This is a genomic window from Hymenobacter canadensis, assembly GCF_027359925.1.
Taxonomy (GTDB): domain Bacteria; phylum Bacteroidota; class Bacteroidia; order Cytophagales; family Hymenobacteraceae; genus Hymenobacter; species Hymenobacter canadensis.
Genome location: NZ_CP114767.1, coordinates 660,784 through 676,187 on the forward strand (window position 1 = coordinate 660,784; position 15,404 = coordinate 676,187).

Sequence of the window (15,404 nt, forward strand, 5' to 3'; positions counted from 1 at the left end):
CTACCGGTGGTAGAGCGTATTGTCGAGCAGGCCGGTGCTGAACACCTGTACGCAGGCTTTCAGCTCGTTGCCGTACTGGCGTAGCTTTTCGGGGTTGGGGTGGGCGAGGGGCGCGGCGGGCAGCGCATGGGTCTGGTAGGGGTAGAGCCGCACCTGGTTGTCGGCCGTGAGCTCCGTCACGAAGTCGGCGTGTACCAGAAAGTAGCTGCCGCCGCTCAGAAACACGGCGCGGCCCGTGGCAGTGCTATCAAACACCGACGAGCCGAAGGGTAGCAGCTGGCGCGGCGGCACCGGCACCTGCAGCAAGTCCAGCACGGTAGCGGGCACGTCGGCCTGCTGGGTGATGCGGTGCACGTTAGCGGCGGGCAGCGCGCGGCCCGGATGGAACAGCAGCAGCGGCGTTTTGTAGGCTCCCAGCGTGTTCTGGTACGCCGGGTCGTCGGACTGCGAAGTATGGTCGGCGAGGAGCACGAACAGCGTGCGGCGGTACCACGGCTGCCGGGCCGCCGCCGCGAAGAACTGCCGCAGCGCGAAGTCGGAATACGCTACGGTGGCGTGAATAGGCAGCGTGCCCGGCGCAAACCGCTTGGTGTAGGGCGGCGGCACCAGAAACGGCTCGTGGGCGCTCAGCGTGAAAACGGTGCTGAAAAACGGCTCGGGCTGTCGGCCCAGCTCCCGGGCAAAATACTGCAGATACGGTACGTCCGGAATGCCCCAGTGCCCGTCGAAATCGGGGCTGCCGGCGCCGCCGGGGTACTCATCAAGCCCGAAATACTGCTGCATGCCCGCAATACCCGCGAAGGTGTTGAAGCCCATCGTGCCGTTCTGGGCGCCATGAAACAGCGACGTGCGGTAGCCGCGCCGGCCCAGCAGCTCACCCAACCCGTGCAACTCGTTGGTCTGGAAGCTGGAGGTGATGAACGAGTTGTCCATGAGGCCCGGCAGGCCGGCCAGCGTGGCCGGCAGCGCCTCAATGGAGCGGCGGCCGTTGGCGTAATGCTCCCGAAACAGCAGCCCGCCGTGCGTGGCCAGCGAATCGAAAAACGGTGTGTAGCCGCGCCGGCCCGGGTTTTCGACGCCAGTATATTCGGAGGCAAAGCTTTCCAGCAGCACCACCACCACGTTGTCGGGGCGGGGCGCGGTGGTGGCGGGCGGCAGCGGGCGGGCCGCCAGCGCCTGCCGCAGCCCGGCCGGCGACTGGAAATACTGCTTCCGCTCAATGGTTTCGGCGCCGAGGCTTTTCAGGAACGTGAACGTGCTGTTGAGAGCCAAGTGGCCCAGCACCGCCGGCTGCTGCCCGAAGGCGTGGCCGGTGCGCAAAGGCTTGAGCTGCAGCCCGCCTCGGATGCCCAGCACCACCAGCCCCGCCAGCATCAGCACCTGCGCGGCGTAGAGCAGAGCGGTTTTCGTTGTTCGGGGTTTGTTGTTCGTGCTAGGTGGCTCAGGGCTTGGGTGTCGGACTGCTGCTTTCGGCAGCGGGTACAGCCGCCACAGCACCGCCAGCAGCAGCCCGAACGGAATCAGCAGGTACCAATAGGAAAGCACCAGTTGGCCCGCCTGCCGCCGCACGTCGTCACCGATGGTGGCCAGCTCGTTGCTGGTGCGCCGCCCGATAAACTTGAAATACTCGGTGTCAATCAGGTTCAGCGCCACGCCCAGGCCGTTGAGCAGCAGCCATACCACCTGCACCAGCCGCTGCCAGCCCCGCGCCCGGCTGGGCACCAACGACAGCAGCAGAAACGGAATGTTGAGCAGCAGCAGCCCCGCCACATCAAACCGGAACCCGTGCCAGAACGCCAGCAAAACCTGCCCGGCTTCAGCCTCCTGAAACGTAGTGCGGTTGGCCGCATAGAACCCCAGGCGCAGCAGCAGATACGCGCCCAGCAGCAGCAGAAAACGACGAGCCAACAAACGCAGAAACTCAGCAGGCATAGCAGTGCAAAAGGGTGCTGTAGCGCGAAGCCTTTGCTTCGCGTTTCGCAAAATTTTGTTGGTGAACAGCCGGAGGCAGTAACAAAACGCGAAGCAAAGGCTTCGCGCTACTTCCCCGTGTATGCGCAAAACGGCACAGGCTGAAGCCTATGCTACAAGGGCTTCAGGCTGATCGACTGGCCGTCGGGCAGGTCTTTGATCTGGCGGTGGAAGTCGGCCAGCCACGCCAAACGCTCCGGCGCGCCGATGGCTTTCAGGCTGGGTGCTTGCTGGGTGGTGGCCATGCAGGAGGGCGGGTAGATGCTCAGCAGCTGGCCCGGCCGCAGCACGCCGCCGCTTTGCTGGAAGGCCCGCAGCGGCTCCATGCCCAAAGCATCCAGCGGAAATTTCTCGGCCCCGAACAGAAAGTGCTTAAAATCCACCTCCAGGTCGGCTAGCTCGCCGGTTTCTGTGTCCAGCCACAGCACGGCGTCGCCGCGCAGCAGAAACTGGTTGCCGGCGCAGTCCTGCCCGAACGGAATGTCGGTTTCGAGCACCTGCGCGTAGGTGCGCCAGAAGGCTATTGGGCCCTGCCAGGCCTCAGCCAGGGAATGCCAGCCGGGCTCGGCCACGCACCCCCGGATGTGCAGCCCGCCGAAGTAGGCCACCACGCCGTTCTGCTCGCGCAGGAAGGCTTGCAGGTAGGAGGGAAGGCGGGCGAAGCTCACCAAGTCGGTCAGCTCGCCGCCAGTATACAGAATGCCTTTCATGGCAATGGAGTAATGAAAATTAAAAATCGGCCTTGCTACAGCGCAAACCGCGGTAAGCCGCTACCCGGCCAGAAAGAGGTAACGCGAAGTTTCACTTCGCGCAACGCCGGAACGGCCTACACCACTAGGCCTCATACTGGCAGTGCATACGCTTCATGAAGTGAAACTTCGCGTTACATCTGGCTGCCTCAAAAATCAAAAATTGAGCGTCCCAACGTCCAAAGGCCGCCAGAACGCTCAATTTCTAACACTTAACTGCTATCTAAACAGTCGCTTCTTCCATTACCGACTCCACCGACTCCAGGGGCAGGCCCCAAGCATCGGCTACGCCTTTGTACACCACTTTGCCATGCACCACGTTCAGGCCGAGGCGCAGGGCCTCGTCGCGGCGGCAAGCTTCCTGCCAGCCCAGGTTGGCCAGCTTCACGGCGTAGGGCAGCGTGGCGTTGGTCAGGGCCAGGGTGGAAGTATAAGGCACCGCGCCTGGCATGTTGGCCACGCAGTAATGCACGATGTCGTCGATGATGAAGGTCGGGTCTTCGTGCGTGGTGGGGCGGCAGGTTTCGATGCAGCCACCCTGGTCCACGGCCACGTCCACGAGCACGGTGCCGGCGCGCATGGTTTTCAGCATGTCGCGGGTGATGAGGTGCGGGGCCTTGGCACCCGGAATCAGCACCGCGCCGATGATGAGGTCGGCGGTTTTGATGGCTTCGCGGATGTTGTACTCGTTGGAGTACTGCGTTACCACGTTCTTCGGCATGAAGTCGTCCAGCTCGCGCAGACGGTTCAGGCTGATGTCCATTACGGTTACCTTGGCGCCCAGACCGGCGGCAATTTTGGCGGCCTGCGTGCCCACGATGCCGGCACCCAGCACCAGCACTTCGGCGGGCTTCACGCCGGGCACACCGCCCAGCAAAATACCACGGCCTTTCAACGGCTTCTCCAGATACTTGGCACCTTCCTGCGGGGCCATGCGGCCGGCTACTTCGCTCATCGGGATGAGCAGGGGCAGAGCGCGCGAGGGCAGTTCTACAGTTTCGTAGGCCAGGCACACCGCCTTGCGCTCGATCATGGCGTGGGTCAGCTCCTCGCCCGAGGCAAAGTGGAAGTAGGTGAACAGCAGTTGGTTTTCCTTGATGAGCGGGTACTCGGAAGCAATCGGCTCCTTCACCTTCACAATCATCTCGGCCTTGGCGTACACGTCCTCGATGGTAGGCAGCACGGTAGCGCCTGCCTGTTCGTATTCGGCGTCGGAGAAGCCGCTGCCGTTGCCGGCCGTGGCCTGCACGTACACGTCATGGCCGTGCTTGCGGAATTCAGCTACACCGGCAGGCGTCAGGCCTACGCGGTTTTCGTTGTTCTTGATTTCTTTCGGTACGCCGATGATCATGGCAGAACGTGAAGGTGGGTGGGTGAAAATTGAAGGCACAAAGATAGGCACTGCCGCTGGCATTGTGAGGAGGAAGCGCGCAGGACTATCAAAACAAGAACGTCATGCAGAGCGGAGCGAAGCATCTCGCCAGTGTGGTAGAATCACTACACTGGCGAGATGCTTCGCTCCGCTCTGCATGACGTTCTGATACTGCCGTAGAATCCTACTTGAACGGTACGACGGCGCCGCTTTCTTTCACCATGCTGCCCGCGTTCAGGTCGCGCACTACGGTGGCTTTCAGCGTCAGCTTCACGTCGCCGTTCAGGTCGTTGGAGGTCAGGGTGGCTACGTCGCTCATCTGGCCGGTCTGGCGCTGGGCGTACAGGATTTCCACCACGGCACTCTGGCCCGGCTGAATCGTGGGCGGCACCGCCTTATAGCCGATGCAGTTGCACGGCGACGTAATCATGCCCAGCTCCAGCGGCTGCTTGCCGGGGTTTTTCACCGTGAACTTGGCCGCGGCCTGCTGGCCGCTTTCCATTTTGCCGAAATTATGCACGTTGCGGTCCAGCACCAGCCGCGGCGACTGCGCCATCTGGGCCGGTGTCATCATCGACTTCATCTCCGACTTGTTGACCACGTCGCCCTTGATGGTGAGCACCGCGCTGGGGGTGCTGGCGTTGCTGGTCACGGTCACGGTTTTGTTGAAGATGCCGGGGCGGCCGGCGCTGCTGTACATGGCCTTGATGATGCCCGACTTGCCGGGCAGTACCGGCGTCTTGGTCCAGTCGGGGGTGGTGCAGCCGCAGCTGGCCTGCACGTTGGCAATGACAATGGGCTGGTTGCCGGTGTTCTTGAACTTGAATTCGTAGGTGGCCATGGTGCCTTCGGGCACTTTGCCGAAGTCGTGGGTGTCTTTCTCGAACGTTATGACGCCCTGCGCCCGGACACCCAGGGCCAACAAACAGAAAATCAGGAGGGAGGCAATGTGTTTCATAAGAGTGTAGCGCGAAGCAGGAGCTTCGCGTATCGGTGAATAATGGAGTCGAAAGAGCATAGCTGAGGCGCAACGCGGCAGCCGCGCACCACAGCCAATTCAAAGATATACAAAAACGTGCCGGCCGCGTATCAACCCCGCCCCATGAATGCTCCCGGTCAAATCCGTACTTTTGGGCGCCTGTTTGCCGCAGGCTCTCTTTCCGCCCGCTAAATTCCTGCCCCCAACACCCTTCCCCACCCGCCCTATGCCCACCGATGTATCTGCTGACCTGATGGCCACTACCACAACTCTGAGTAAAGACGATCTGCTGCACGACTACCGCCTGGGCTGGGAAAGCCGGCAGGCCTCGTTGGCCGGGCGCAAAGAAGTGTTCATGGGCAAGGCCAAATTTGGCATCTTCGGCGACGGCAAGGAGCTGCCGCAGCTGGCCATGGCCCGCGCCTTCCGCCCCGGCGACTGGCGCTCGGGCTACTACCGCGACCAGACCTTCATGCTGGCCGCTGGCGAGCTGACTCTGCAGCAGTACTTCGCCCAGCTCTACGCCCACCCCGACGCTGAAGCCGAGCCCGCCACCGCCGGCCGCGCCATGAACGGCCACTTCGCCACCCGCATCCTCGACGAGGATGGCAACTTCAAGAACCTCGCGCAAAGCAAGAATTCGTCGGCTGATATTTCGCCCACCGCCGGCCAGATGCCGCGCCTCGTGGGGCTGGCCTACGCCTCCAAGCTCTACCGCCAAAACCCCGAGCTGCACCAGTACTACCAGTTTTCGGTGAACGGCAACGAGGTGGCGTTTGGCACCATCGGCAACGCCAGCACCTCCGAAGGCATGTTCTTCGAGGCCCTGAATGCCGCCGGCGTGCTCCAGATTCCGCTGCTGATGAGCGTCTGGGACGACCACTACGGCATTTCGGTGCCCGCCGAGTACCAGACCACCAAGCAAAGCATTTCCGCCATCCTGGCCGGCCTGCAGCGCGACGGGGAAGGCGAGCAGGGCTTCGAGATTTTCGTGGTAAAAGGTTGGGACTACGCTGCTCTCGTCGATACCTACCAGCGCGCCGCCGAGGTGTGCCGCACCCAGCACGTGCCGGTGCTCATCCACGTAACCGAGGTGACGCAGCCGCAGGGCCACAGCACCAGCGGCTCGCATGAGCGCTACAAGAGCAAAGACCGCCTGACCTGGGAAGAAGAGCACGACTGCCTGCGCAAAATGCGCGAGTGGCTGCTGGCCGAGGGTCACGCCACCGAAGACGAGCTCAACCAGATTGAAGCCGCCGCCAAGGAAACCGTGAAAGTAGCCCGCACGGCTGCCTGGAGCGAGTTTTTCAACCCCATCAAGCAGGAGCGCGACGAAGTAGTGGTGCTGCTCAACAAGCTGGTGGCCGACACCGGCACCGAAAACGGCCTGCACGAGCTGGTAGAGCACCTGGAGCATAACCCCACGCCCATCCGGGCCGACCTGGTGCGCACCGTGCGCCGGGCCCTGCGCCAGGTGCGCGGCACTCGCAGCGCCGGCCGCCGCGACCTGCTCAGCTGGCTCGACCAGGCCCTGGCCGAAAACGCCGACCGCTACAATTCCTACCTGTTCAGCCAGAGCGAAGAAGCCATTGGCAACATAGAGGAAGTGAAGGCGGAGTTTGCCCAAGATGCTCCGCAGGTAGACGGCCGCGAGGTTCTGCAGGCCTGCTTCGACGCCAACTTCCAGCGTGACCCGCGCATTTTCGCCATCGGCGAGGACGTGGGCCGTATCGGCGACGTGAACCAGGCGTTTGCGGGCCTCCAGGACAAATTCGGCGAGCTGCGCGTGACCGATACCGGCATCCGGGAGTGCACCATTGTGGGGCAGGGCATCGGGGCGGCGCTGCGCGGCCTGCGCCCCATCACCGAAATTCAGTACCTCGATTACCTGCTCTACGCCATCCAGATTCTCTCTGATGACGTGGCCTGCCTGCAGTACCGCACTAAGGGTGGCCAGAAGGCGCCGCTTATCGTGCGCACCCGTGGCCACCGCCTCGAAGGCATCTGGCACAGCGGCTCCCCGATTCAGATGATTCTGGGTGCCATCCGCGGCATGCACCTGTGCGTTCCGCGCGACATGACCCAGGCGGCCGGCTTCTACAACACGCTGCTGCGCTCCGACGAGCCGGCCATCGTGATTGAATGCCTCAACGGCTACCGCCTGAAAGAGCGGATTCCGAGCAACGTGGGCGAGTTCACGCTGCCGCTGGGTGTGCCCGAAGTGCTGCGCGAAGGCACCGACATTACGGTGGTCACCTACGGCTCGATGTGCCGCATCGTGCTGGACGCCGCCAAGCAGCTGGCTGAAGTCGGGATTTCGGTGGAAGTGCTGGACGTGCAGACGCTGCTACCCTTCGACCTGGAGCACGTCATCACCGACAGTATCCGCAAAACCAACCGCGTGCTGTTTGCCGACGAAGACGTGCCCGGCGGCGCCTCGGCCTACATGCTCCAGCAGGTGCTCGACGGCCAGGACGCCTACCGCCACCTCGACGCGGCCCCGCGCTGCCTAGCGGCCCAGCCCCACCGCCCGCCCTACGGCTCCGACGGCGACTACTTCAGCAAGCCTAACGCCGAAGACGTGTTCGACGCCGTGTACGAGCTGCTTCAGGAGGCGGCTCCCAAGCAGTTTCCGGCCATTTATTAGGTGAATTAACTGTCATCCTGAGCAAAGCGAAGGACCTTATCACGGCTGAACGATAGTCGCAACAACGACTTGTTCTTCCGTAATAAGGTCCTTCGCTTTGCTCAGGATGACAGGCTGTTTACTCTATCTTACCACCACAAAACTGCTGGTCGTGACGGTGTTGCTGGAGTTTAGGGCGCGGTCCTTGATGGTGATTTCGTAGCGGACCTCTTGGCCGGGGAAGAACGGGGAGCCCAGTGATAGGCGCTGGCCGAAACGCAGGTCGCCTTGTAGCGGTGCTTTCTTCTCGGCATTGGGCTCTAGGTGCGGAAACTGCCCGTAGTACGCCTCAGGCTGGATTGTCAGGCCGTCGGGCGTGCGGGTGTATGGCACAAACTGTCCCGTAGGGTTCTTCACGAACAGCTTGATGATGTAATTCCAGTGGTCGGGGTTGAGCGCGCCGCCGTCGAGAAAGCGCTGGTAGGGCGGGTTGTTATACTCATCCTGAGTGAGGCCCAGGTCACCGTCGCCGTCCTCGAAGCCCAGCGTGATAATCACGCTGTCGGCGGGAATGTCGCCGGGGTTTGCTGGCTGGCGTACTACAGTAAGGGACTTGAACTCGATGCTGGGCGTATCCGGAAATTCCGGCGGGCTGATGCACGAACCTACGGCCACGCTGGCCACTGCCAGCCCCAAACCCAGACGAAGCGTACGAAACATGGTCATAGTAAATAGCTGCTGTAAGGCGAAAATAGCCTTATGGAAGGCAAAAGGTACGATTTCTCAACGAAGCCGCCCGGCAATTGTTATTCTCTCTGCTAACCCCGCCGAGCCCCAATGAGTTTCCGCACCGACTACCTAGCTGAGCTGCCCCACCTGACGCCCGAAACCGCGCCGGCGGCCGCCCTGCGTCTGTTCCGGCACCAAGCCGAGCACTGCCTGCCCTACGCTGCCTACCTAGCCGCCCTCGGGCGCGACCCGCAGCACGTTTCGCGGCTCGAAGACATTCCGTTTCTGCCCATCGAGTTTTTTAAAACCCAGGAAGTCCGCACCGGGCCGGCCGAATGGGAGCCGCAGGAAACGTTTCTGAGCAGCGGCACCACCCTGCAGCAGCGCAGCCGCCACCTCCTCCGCGACCCGCAGCTCTACCGCCACAACGCCGCGCACATCTTCCGGCAGTTCTACGGCCCGCTCACGGAGTGGACGTTTCTGGCTTTGCTGCCCTCGTACCTGGAGCAGGGGCACTCGTCGTTGGTGGCGATGGTGGAGTATTTCGCCCGTGAGTCGGGGCAGGAGCAGGAGGCATTTTTCCTGCACGACCACGCCGCGCTGCTGCGGGCTTTGGCCGAGGCCAAAGCGGCCGGCCGCCGGGTGTTGCTGTTCGGGGTGAGCTACGCCCTGCTGGACCTGGCCGCCGAGTACGGGGCCGCGCCGGAGCTGCAGAATATCACGGTGCTGGAAACCGGCGGCATGAAGGGCCGCCGCCGCGAGATGATCCGGGAAGAACTGCACGCCGAGCTGCAGCAGGCTTTCGGCCCGGCCGGCATCCACTCTGAGTACGGCATGACCGAAATGCTCAGCCAGGCCTACAGCTTCGGCGACGGCCGCTTCCACGCCCCGCCCCAGCTGCACGTGCTGCTGCGCGACCCCGCCGACCCGTTCTCCGTCAGCGCAACCCGCCCCGACGGCGCCCTCAACGTCATCGACCTGGCCAACATCGACAGCTGCGCCTTCATCGAAACCAAGGACTTGGCAAGGATGCACCCCGACGGCTCGTTTGAAGTGCTGGGCCGCCTCGATAACTCCGACGTGCGCGGCTGCAATCAGATGGCCGGTAGCTAGCCAAGCTGTCATGTAGAGACGCAATATTTTGCGTCTCGTCGTTGAACGGCCTGCAACAGCTCATTTATAACAATATCAGCAACGGCGAGACGCAAAATATTGCGTCTCTACATCGGACTGCCTCTCCAAAATCACCTTACCCAAGATTCCTCACTCCGTTCGGAATGACTGGTTACTTCTTCACGACGGTAATCGTGCCGTCGTGCTCCAGGCGGACTACTTTGGTGGTAGATAGGTCGTCGGTGTTGGCGGTGGCGCGCACGCCGGCCCGCAGCTCCTGCTCGCTCACGCTGGCCCGGGCCAGCTCGTGCTGGTGAATGGTGGCGCCTTCCGCCAGGATGGAGTCGGAGCCCTTCACCAGCTTGCGCAGCAGCGGCGAAAAATAGACGGCATACGCCAGGGCCCGGTGTACAAATACCAGCGCGGCGGCAGCCGTGAACGTGACGCCCATCGGCGCATCGGCAATGATGACGCGGCTGAGCAAAGCGCCAAACATGAACTTCACCACCATGTCGAGGGCGCTGTTGCCGCCGAAGGTGCGCCGCCCCGACAGCCGCAGCAGCACCAGCGCCACCAGAAACACCAGCACCGCCCGCGCACAGGTCTGCCCGATGGTGATGGTATCGGCCGTGGCCTGCATACCCAGTAGGTTATTGAAAAACTCCTGCATCAGCTGGATCGGGCAAAAAGTGAAACAGACAACAGCGCGGGCCAGTCACCGGATTCGTACCCGGCGGCTGGCCCGCGCTGTATGTTATTGGTGGTAGAACCGCAGCGGCCGGCTGATGGTTGTCGGCTGCCGAGAGTTATTTCCCGGCAAATGCCTTGGCGTCGGCAGCGGAGATGGTGTCGTCGCTCATAATCACGAGGCGCTCTACCACATTGCGCAGCTCCCGGATATTACCGCGCCAATCGAGGCCCTTGAGGTAGTCGAGGGCGGCGGCGTCAATCTTCTTGGGCTTGTTGCCGTAATCGGACGCAATGTCCTTGAGAAACTTCTCAATTAGCTCCGGAACATCGTCGCGGCGGTCGTTGAGGGCTGGCACCTGAATCAGGATGACGGAGAGGCGGTGGTAGAGGTCTTCGCGGAAGTTGCGGTCAGCAATTTCCTGCAGCAGGTTTTTGTTGGTGGCGGCCAGCACGCGCACGTTCACGCTGATTTCCTTTTCGCCGCCCACCCGCGTAATCTTGCTTTCCTGCAGCGCCCGCAGCACCTTGGCCTGGGCCGAAAGGCTCATGTCGCCGATTTCGTCCAAGAAAAGCGTGCCGCCGTCGGCCTGCTCGAACTTGCCGATGCGCTGCTTTACGGCCGACGTAAACGAGCCTTTCTCGTGCCCGAACAGCTCGGATTCAATCAGCTCCGACGGAATGGCGGCGCAGTTCACCTCAATCAGCGGGCCGCCGGCGCGGTTGCTGAGCTCGTGCAGCTGGCGCGCTACCATCTCCTTGCCGGCGCCGTTGGGACCCGTAATCAGCACCCGGGCGTCGGTAGGGGCTACCTTTTCGATGGCCTTGCGCACGGCCCCCAGCTCCGCCGAGGAGCCAATCATCTCCGAGCTTTTGGCGACTTTCTTTTTGAGCGTCTTGGTTTCGGCCACCAGCTTGGTGCGGTCCAGGGCGTTGCGCACCGTCACGAGCAGGCGGTTGAGGTCTGGTGGCTTCTGCAGGAAATCGTAGGCGCCTTTCTTGGTGGCATCCACGGCCATTTCCACGTTGCCGTGGGCTGACACCATAATAAAGGCCGCGTCGGGCGCCACGATGCGGGCCCGCTCCAGTACCTCGATGCCGTCCATTTTGGGCATCTTGATGTCGCAGAGCACCACGTCGTATTTGTCGCGGATGAGCATGTCGAGGCCGGTCGGGCCGTCCTCGGCCTGGTCGACCTGGTAGCTTTCGTACTCCAGAATTTCCTTGAGCGTGTGGCGGATGGCCTTTTCGTCGTCGATTATAAGAATGCGGGGCATAAGCAAAGGAAGTTGGGCAGCGAAAGTAACGAAAACAAGGGCGCAAACGATGCCTTTTCTGTCATCCTGAGCAGCGCGAAGGAGCTTGTCACGTTTGGGGCACCACCGAACGATGGTGTTCAGGCGTGATAAGGTCCTTCGCAAGCTCAGGATGACGGATGGCTCAGGATGACAAAACGCCAAAACGGCCGCCGCACCCGAAGCTGCGGCGGCCGAAAGCCGTGGTGATGAGTCTGTAAGCCGGGTTTTGTACGCTGCCCCGAGAGGCCGCGTCTCCACCATTTATCTAGGCCAGTCCTCGCGGAAAGGCTCCATCAACCTACCCGCTGGCCCCGGACGAGCCGCCCGGTACGTCCTCGCAGGACGCGTGCCAGCTTATTTGGTCTTTCAACCCCTGAGGTTTACCCAGCCGGACTGGTCACCCAGCCGCTGGTGCGCTCTTACCGCACCTTTTCACCCTTACCGGCTGCCCGAGGGCAACGTAGGCGGTATTTTCTGTGGCACTGGCTGTCCCGGGTCGCATTACACTTCCCGGTCCTTCCCGTTAGGAAGCAGGGTGCTCTGTGTTGCCCGGACTTTCCTCGTCGCCTTGCGGCGCCGCGGTGGAGCGACTCATCACTGAGGCAAAGGTAGCACAGATATCATGCAGTAAGCACTAGCCAGCCCCGGAGGGGCGGCATATTGGTAGAAAACAGGTTCGCTGATAATCTCAAAGCCCCAGCGGGGCGGCACCTTATCTGTGCCGTTAAGGTGCCGCCCTGCTGGGGCTCTTGCGTTATGGTATGGTCTATTGGCTACCTACATGCCGCCCCTCCGGGGCTGGAAGCTTCGAAATCTTCAGGAGGCACCAGGACCTTGCGGCTCGTCTGGCATTACAGACTCAAATACATATTTCGCGTTGTACTCCACGCCAAATCGTTCGAGCAACAACCGGTATTCTTCAGCGAATGTGCGTTTTGCATGGTGTTCCTGCTGATGCTGAATGTACCGGATTACATCTGGCAACTGAGAGGCGCTGTAGGAAAACGCACCAAAACCTTCCTGCCAGGCAAATCTTGCTTTCAGCCAGCGTTGCTCATTGATGAACTTGGCGGAGTTGGCCTTCGTGTCACGAACCAGGTCCGAAAGTGCCTTTTCCGGCCGCAACCCAATCAACAAGTGCAGGTGGTCGGGCATACCATTGATGGCGAGTAGCTTCTGGCCCTGATTCGTTACGATGCCGGTGATATAGCGGTAAAGCGTTTCAGCCCGGTCTGCAGGTATCAGGCAGGCCCGGCCCCGCACGGCAAATACAAGGTGAAGGTGAATCTGCGTGTACGTGTTGGCCATGAGGCGCCGTTAAGGTGTCGCCCCTCCGGGGCTTGAGCATCGGAATTACGTACTATTTCTACCAATATGCCGCCCCTCCGGGGCTTGCGGGCAGAGTAGCCGTACGCACATTCAATTCCGGGTCCAGGATGCGTCTGGGCAGAGCAGGCTTACGGGCAGGGCAGTAGCAAGCCCCTGGCTACCCCGCACGCCGTGCCTCAATTAATTCGTAGCCGTCATCAATCAGCAGGCCGCCGCCGGTGGCGCTGCGCACGGCGAGCTGGTCGCACCGTTCGTTTTCGGGGTGGCCGTTGTGGCCGCGCACCCATTTGAAGTGCACGATCCGCTGGCGGTACACCTTCACGAAGCGCCGCCAGAGGTCCTCGTTAGCCTTTTTGCCAAAATCGGGCTTGTTGAGCCAGCCGAACACCCACTTCTTTTCCACCGAATCCACCACGTACTTAGAGTCCGTGACGACGGTAATGGGCAGCTCGGGGCGGTTGATGGCTTCCAGGCCCACGATGATGGCCAGCAGCTCCATGCGGTTGTTGGTAGTGAGGCGGAAGCCCTGGGTCAGCTCTTTCTCGTGCTGGCCGAAGCGCAGAATGGCGCCGTAGCCGCCCGGCCCCGGGTTGCCGCGCGACGAGCCGTCGGTAAACAGGTAAATCATAAGTAGTGCTTGGTGCTTAGGGCCTAGTGCTTAGAAAATAGGTGTTTCAAACAGCCTAAGCCCTGAGCCCTAAGCACTACAGTCAGAAATTCGATTTAAACAGCTTGATAGCAATGGCCAGCAGAATCACGCCGAACACACGGCGCAGGATGTCTTCGCCGGCCTTGCCGAGCTTGCGCTCAATCCAGGCGGAGCTTTTCAGCACGCCGTACACAAACACCAGGTTCAGCACGATGCCGGCCAGCACGTTGGGCAGCTGGTAGGCGGCCCGCAAGGAGAGCAGCGTGGTCATGGTGCCGGCGCCTACAATGAGCGGAAACGCCAGCGGCACAATGGAGCCTGACGCCGCCAGCGGATTGTGCCGGAACAGCTCGATGCCCAGAATCATCTCCATGCCGATGAGGAAGATAATGACAGCGCCCGCCAGCGCGAAGCTCTGGAAATCAACCCCGAACAAACTCAGTATGCTCTGCCCCAGAAACAGAAACACCACCATCAGCACGCCTGCCACCAGCGTGGCCTTCTCGGAGTGAATCTGGCCTTCGCGCTGCCGGATCTGGATGATAATCGGGATGGAGCCCAGAATATCAATCACGGCAAACAGCGTGAGCGTGACGGAGAAGATTTCTTTGAGACTGAACATAGGCCGTAACACCAAGCTCCAGCTTGGTGAGTCGATGAACGATGAAATTGATTGGACGCGGCCGTCAGCAACGATTCACCAAGCAGGAGCTTGGTGTTACATCAGGCGAACTCCCGGGCGAAGAACTGCACCAGCTGCTCGAACGCCTCATCCGGAATGGCCGGGAAGTTGGCGATGCGCAGGCTGCCGGCCTTCCAGGAGCCGTAGCCGTTGCCGAGTTGCAGGCCCTGGGCCAGGGCGCGGCGCTTCACCTCGTCGATGAGGGCGGGTGGGCCCTGCAGGCCGATGACGGTGGTGGAGCGGGTTTCGGGGTTCGTGACGAGGGGTGTGAGCTGAGTGGCCTGCTCGAAGTAGTCGTAGAGTTTGGTGGCGCGCTCCTGCAGGTGCTGATGCACGGCCTTCAGCGCCGGCCGGTCGTGCAGGACGCGGCTGAGCAGGTAGATGCCCAGCACGTTGGGCGTGTAGGTGGTCTGCCAGTTGAGCATCTTCTCGTACTGGCTCACCAGCGAGTTGTAATGGCCCCGCTCGTTCTGGTCGCGCAGCCGCGCCACGGCCCGCGGCGACAGAATCATCACCGACAAGCCCGCCGGCAGTCCGAAGCACTTCTGCACCGACGCAAACCAGATGTCGGCCTTGATGAACTTGAGCTGCACGCCCGCCATCGACGAGGTGGCATCGACGGCCAGCAGCGCTTGGCCGAGGCGGTTGTAGAGGTTCAGAATGAAGCCGTCGCGCAGCTGGGTGGCGTTGCTGGTTTCGTTCTGGGTGATGCAGACCAGGTCGGTTTCGGTGTCGGGCAGGGGCAGGGCCGCCACGTCGGGCACCTCATCAATGCCAAACGGATAGCCGACGCAGGCTGGGCGCAAAGCCTTGGCGTACTCGTACCATTTCTCGCCGAAAGCGCCGCTGTAGAGGTGGAAGCTTTTGCGCGGCGTGAGGCTCTGCGTCAGCACTTCCCAGCACTCCGTGGCCGAGCCCATGAAGAACACGGTGTAGTCCTGGGGCACGTTGAGCTTGTTTTTGAGCTCCTGCACGGTCTGGCGCATGAGGCCCGTGAACCGCTCGCCGCGGTGCGGGGCCGAGAGCCAGCCCTCGTCGAAAGCGTCCTGCAGATACTGGCGCACCTGCGGGTACACCTGCGCAGGGCCTGGATTGAATGTATACATAGGTGTAGTGAGGCTAGAGGAGAAGTGCAAAGGTAGTCGGGGGGCAGGTGATCAAGAGAACGGCATGCAGAGCGCAGCGAAGCATCTCGCCCGAGTGGTAATTAATAGTGCACT

13 protein-coding genes and 1 other RNA gene are annotated in these 15,404 nt (G+C 61.8%); 2 read left to right on the forward strand and 12 right to left on the reverse strand.

The features are described 5' to 3' along the window. From O3303_RS02850 to O3303_RS02865, 4 genes are all read right to left on the reverse strand, one after another. Positions 1–1,932 carry an LTA synthase family protein gene (locus O3303_RS02850; RefSeq protein WP_269560559.1) on the reverse strand — a complete coding sequence of 644 codons (1,932 nt, stop codon included), beginning with the start codon at positions 1,930–1,932 and terminating at the stop codon, positions 1–3. Between the two features lie 152 nt (positions 1,933–2,084). Continuing rightward, positions 2,085–2,681, reverse strand: a complete 597-nt coding sequence (locus O3303_RS02855) for an SMI1/KNR4 family protein (RefSeq protein ID WP_269560560.1) — start codon at positions 2,679–2,681, stop codon at positions 2,085–2,087. Between the two features lie 262 nt (positions 2,682–2,943). Beyond that, a complete protein-coding gene (gene ald / locus O3303_RS02860) occupies positions 2,944–4,071 on the reverse strand; it encodes an alanine dehydrogenase (RefSeq protein ID WP_269560561.1) in 1,128 nt (375 codons plus the stop codon). A gap of 205 nt (positions 4,072–4,276) precedes the next feature. Then, complete coding sequence (locus O3303_RS02865; protein ID WP_269560562.1) at positions 4,277–5,050, reverse strand: DUF1573 domain-containing protein; 774 nt, start codon at positions 5,048–5,050, stop codon at positions 4,277–4,279. Positions 5,051–5,297: 247 nt separating this feature from the next. Between O3303_RS02865 and O3303_RS02870 the strand changes: the two genes are divergently transcribed. Then, positions 5,298–7,718 carry an alpha-ketoacid dehydrogenase subunit alpha/beta gene (locus O3303_RS02870; protein ID WP_269560563.1) on the forward strand — a complete coding sequence of 807 codons (2,421 nt, stop codon included), beginning with the start codon at positions 5,298–5,300 and terminating at the stop codon, positions 7,716–7,718. Positions 7,719–7,841: 123 nt separating this feature from the next. Here O3303_RS02870 and O3303_RS02875 read toward each other — a convergent pair whose 3' ends face one another. Next, the gene (locus O3303_RS02875) at positions 7,842–8,417 is read right to left on the reverse strand and encodes a hypothetical protein (RefSeq protein ID WP_269560564.1); all 576 of its coding nucleotides are present in this window, start codon (positions 8,415–8,417) and stop codon (positions 7,842–7,844) included. Positions 8,418–8,534: 117 nt separating this feature from the next. Here O3303_RS02875 and O3303_RS02880 point away from each other — a divergent pair, with 117 nt between their 5' ends. Continuing rightward, on the forward strand, positions 8,535–9,539 hold the full coding sequence (locus tag O3303_RS02880) for an acyl transferase (protein WP_269560565.1): 1,005 nt from the start codon (positions 8,535–8,537) through the stop codon (positions 9,537–9,539). Between the two features lie 172 nt (positions 9,540–9,711). Here O3303_RS02880 and O3303_RS02885 read toward each other — a convergent pair whose 3' ends face one another. From O3303_RS02885 to O3303_RS02915, 7 genes are all read right to left on the reverse strand, one after another. Beyond that, complete coding sequence (locus O3303_RS02885; protein ID WP_269560566.1) at positions 9,712–10,209, reverse strand: DUF421 domain-containing protein; 498 nt, start codon at positions 10,207–10,209, stop codon at positions 9,712–9,714. 136 nt (positions 10,210–10,345) lie between these two features. Continuing rightward, positions 10,346–11,503, reverse strand: coding sequence for a sigma-54-dependent transcriptional regulator (locus O3303_RS02890; protein ID WP_269560567.1), 1,158 nt, complete (start codon positions 11,501–11,503; stop codon positions 10,346–10,348). 220 nt (positions 11,504–11,723) lie between these two features. Next, an RNA gene (gene rnpB / locus O3303_RS02895) (RNase P RNA component class A) lies at positions 11,724–12,122 on the reverse strand. A 218-nt stretch (positions 12,123–12,340) separates the two neighbouring features. Beyond that, positions 12,341–12,832 carry an IS200/IS605 family transposase gene (gene tnpA, locus O3303_RS02900; RefSeq protein ID WP_269560568.1) on the reverse strand — a complete coding sequence of 164 codons (492 nt, stop codon included), beginning with the start codon at positions 12,830–12,832 and terminating at the stop codon, positions 12,341–12,343. 178 nt (positions 12,833–13,010) lie between these two features. Continuing rightward, the gene (rnhA, locus tag O3303_RS02905) at positions 13,011–13,481 is read right to left on the reverse strand and encodes a ribonuclease HI (RefSeq protein WP_269560569.1); all 471 of its coding nucleotides are present in this window, start codon (positions 13,479–13,481) and stop codon (positions 13,011–13,013) included. 82 nt (positions 13,482–13,563) lie between these two features. Next, positions 13,564–14,124 (reverse strand): MarC family protein, encoded by a 561-nt coding sequence (locus O3303_RS02910; RefSeq protein WP_269560570.1) that lies wholly within the window; start codon positions 14,122–14,124, stop codon positions 13,564–13,566. A 101-nt stretch (positions 14,125–14,225) separates the two neighbouring features. Beyond that, positions 14,226–15,290, reverse strand: coding sequence for an aminotransferase class V-fold PLP-dependent enzyme (locus O3303_RS02915; RefSeq protein WP_269560571.1), 1,065 nt, complete (start codon positions 15,288–15,290; stop codon positions 14,226–14,228). Positions 15,291–15,404: the final 114 nt, after the last annotated feature.

Bases quoted from the DNA above. Each gene is read 5' to 3' on its own strand.
- O3303_RS02885 (WP_269560566.1), bottom strand. From the start codon at position 10,209: ATGCAGGAGTTTTTCAATAACCTACTGGGTATGCAGGCCACGGCCGAT.
- rnhA (WP_269560569.1), bottom strand. From the start codon at position 13,481: ATGATTTACCTGTTTACCGACGGCTCGTCGCGCGGCAACCCGGGGCCG.
- O3303_RS02870 (WP_269560563.1), top strand. From the start codon at position 5,298: ATGCCCACCGATGTATCTGCTGACCTGATGGCCACTACCACAACTCTG.
- ald (WP_269560561.1), bottom strand. From the start codon at position 4,071: ATGATCATCGGCGTACCGAAAGAAATCAAGAACAACGAAAACCGCGTA.
- O3303_RS02855 (WP_269560560.1), bottom strand. From the start codon at position 2,681: ATGAAAGGCATTCTGTATACTGGCGGCGAGCTGACCGACTTGGTGAGC.
- O3303_RS02875 (WP_269560564.1), bottom strand. From the start codon at position 8,417: ATGTTTCGTACGCTTCGTCTGGGTTTGGGGCTGGCAGTGGCCAGCGTG.
- O3303_RS02910 (WP_269560570.1), bottom strand. From the start codon at position 14,124: ATGTTCAGTCTCAAAGAAATCTTCTCCGTCACGCTCACGCTGTTTGCC.
- tnpA (WP_269560568.1), bottom strand. From the start codon at position 12,832: ATGGCCAACACGTACACGCAGATTCACCTTCACCTTGTATTTGCCGTG.
- O3303_RS02850 (WP_269560559.1), bottom strand. From the start codon at position 1,932: ATGCCTGCTGAGTTTCTGCGTTTGTTGGCTCGTCGTTTTCTGCTGCTG.
- O3303_RS02890 (WP_269560567.1), bottom strand. From the start codon at position 11,503: ATGCCCCGCATTCTTATAATCGACGACGAAAAGGCCATCCGCCACACG.
- O3303_RS02915 (WP_269560571.1), bottom strand. From the start codon at position 15,290: ATGTATACATTCAATCCAGGCCCTGCGCAGGTGTACCCGCAGGTGCGC.
- O3303_RS02865 (WP_269560562.1), bottom strand. From the start codon at position 5,050: ATGAAACACATTGCCTCCCTCCTGATTTTCTGTTTGTTGGCCCTGGGT.
- O3303_RS02880 (WP_269560565.1), top strand. From the start codon at position 8,535: ATGAGTTTCCGCACCGACTACCTAGCTGAGCTGCCCCACCTGACGCCC.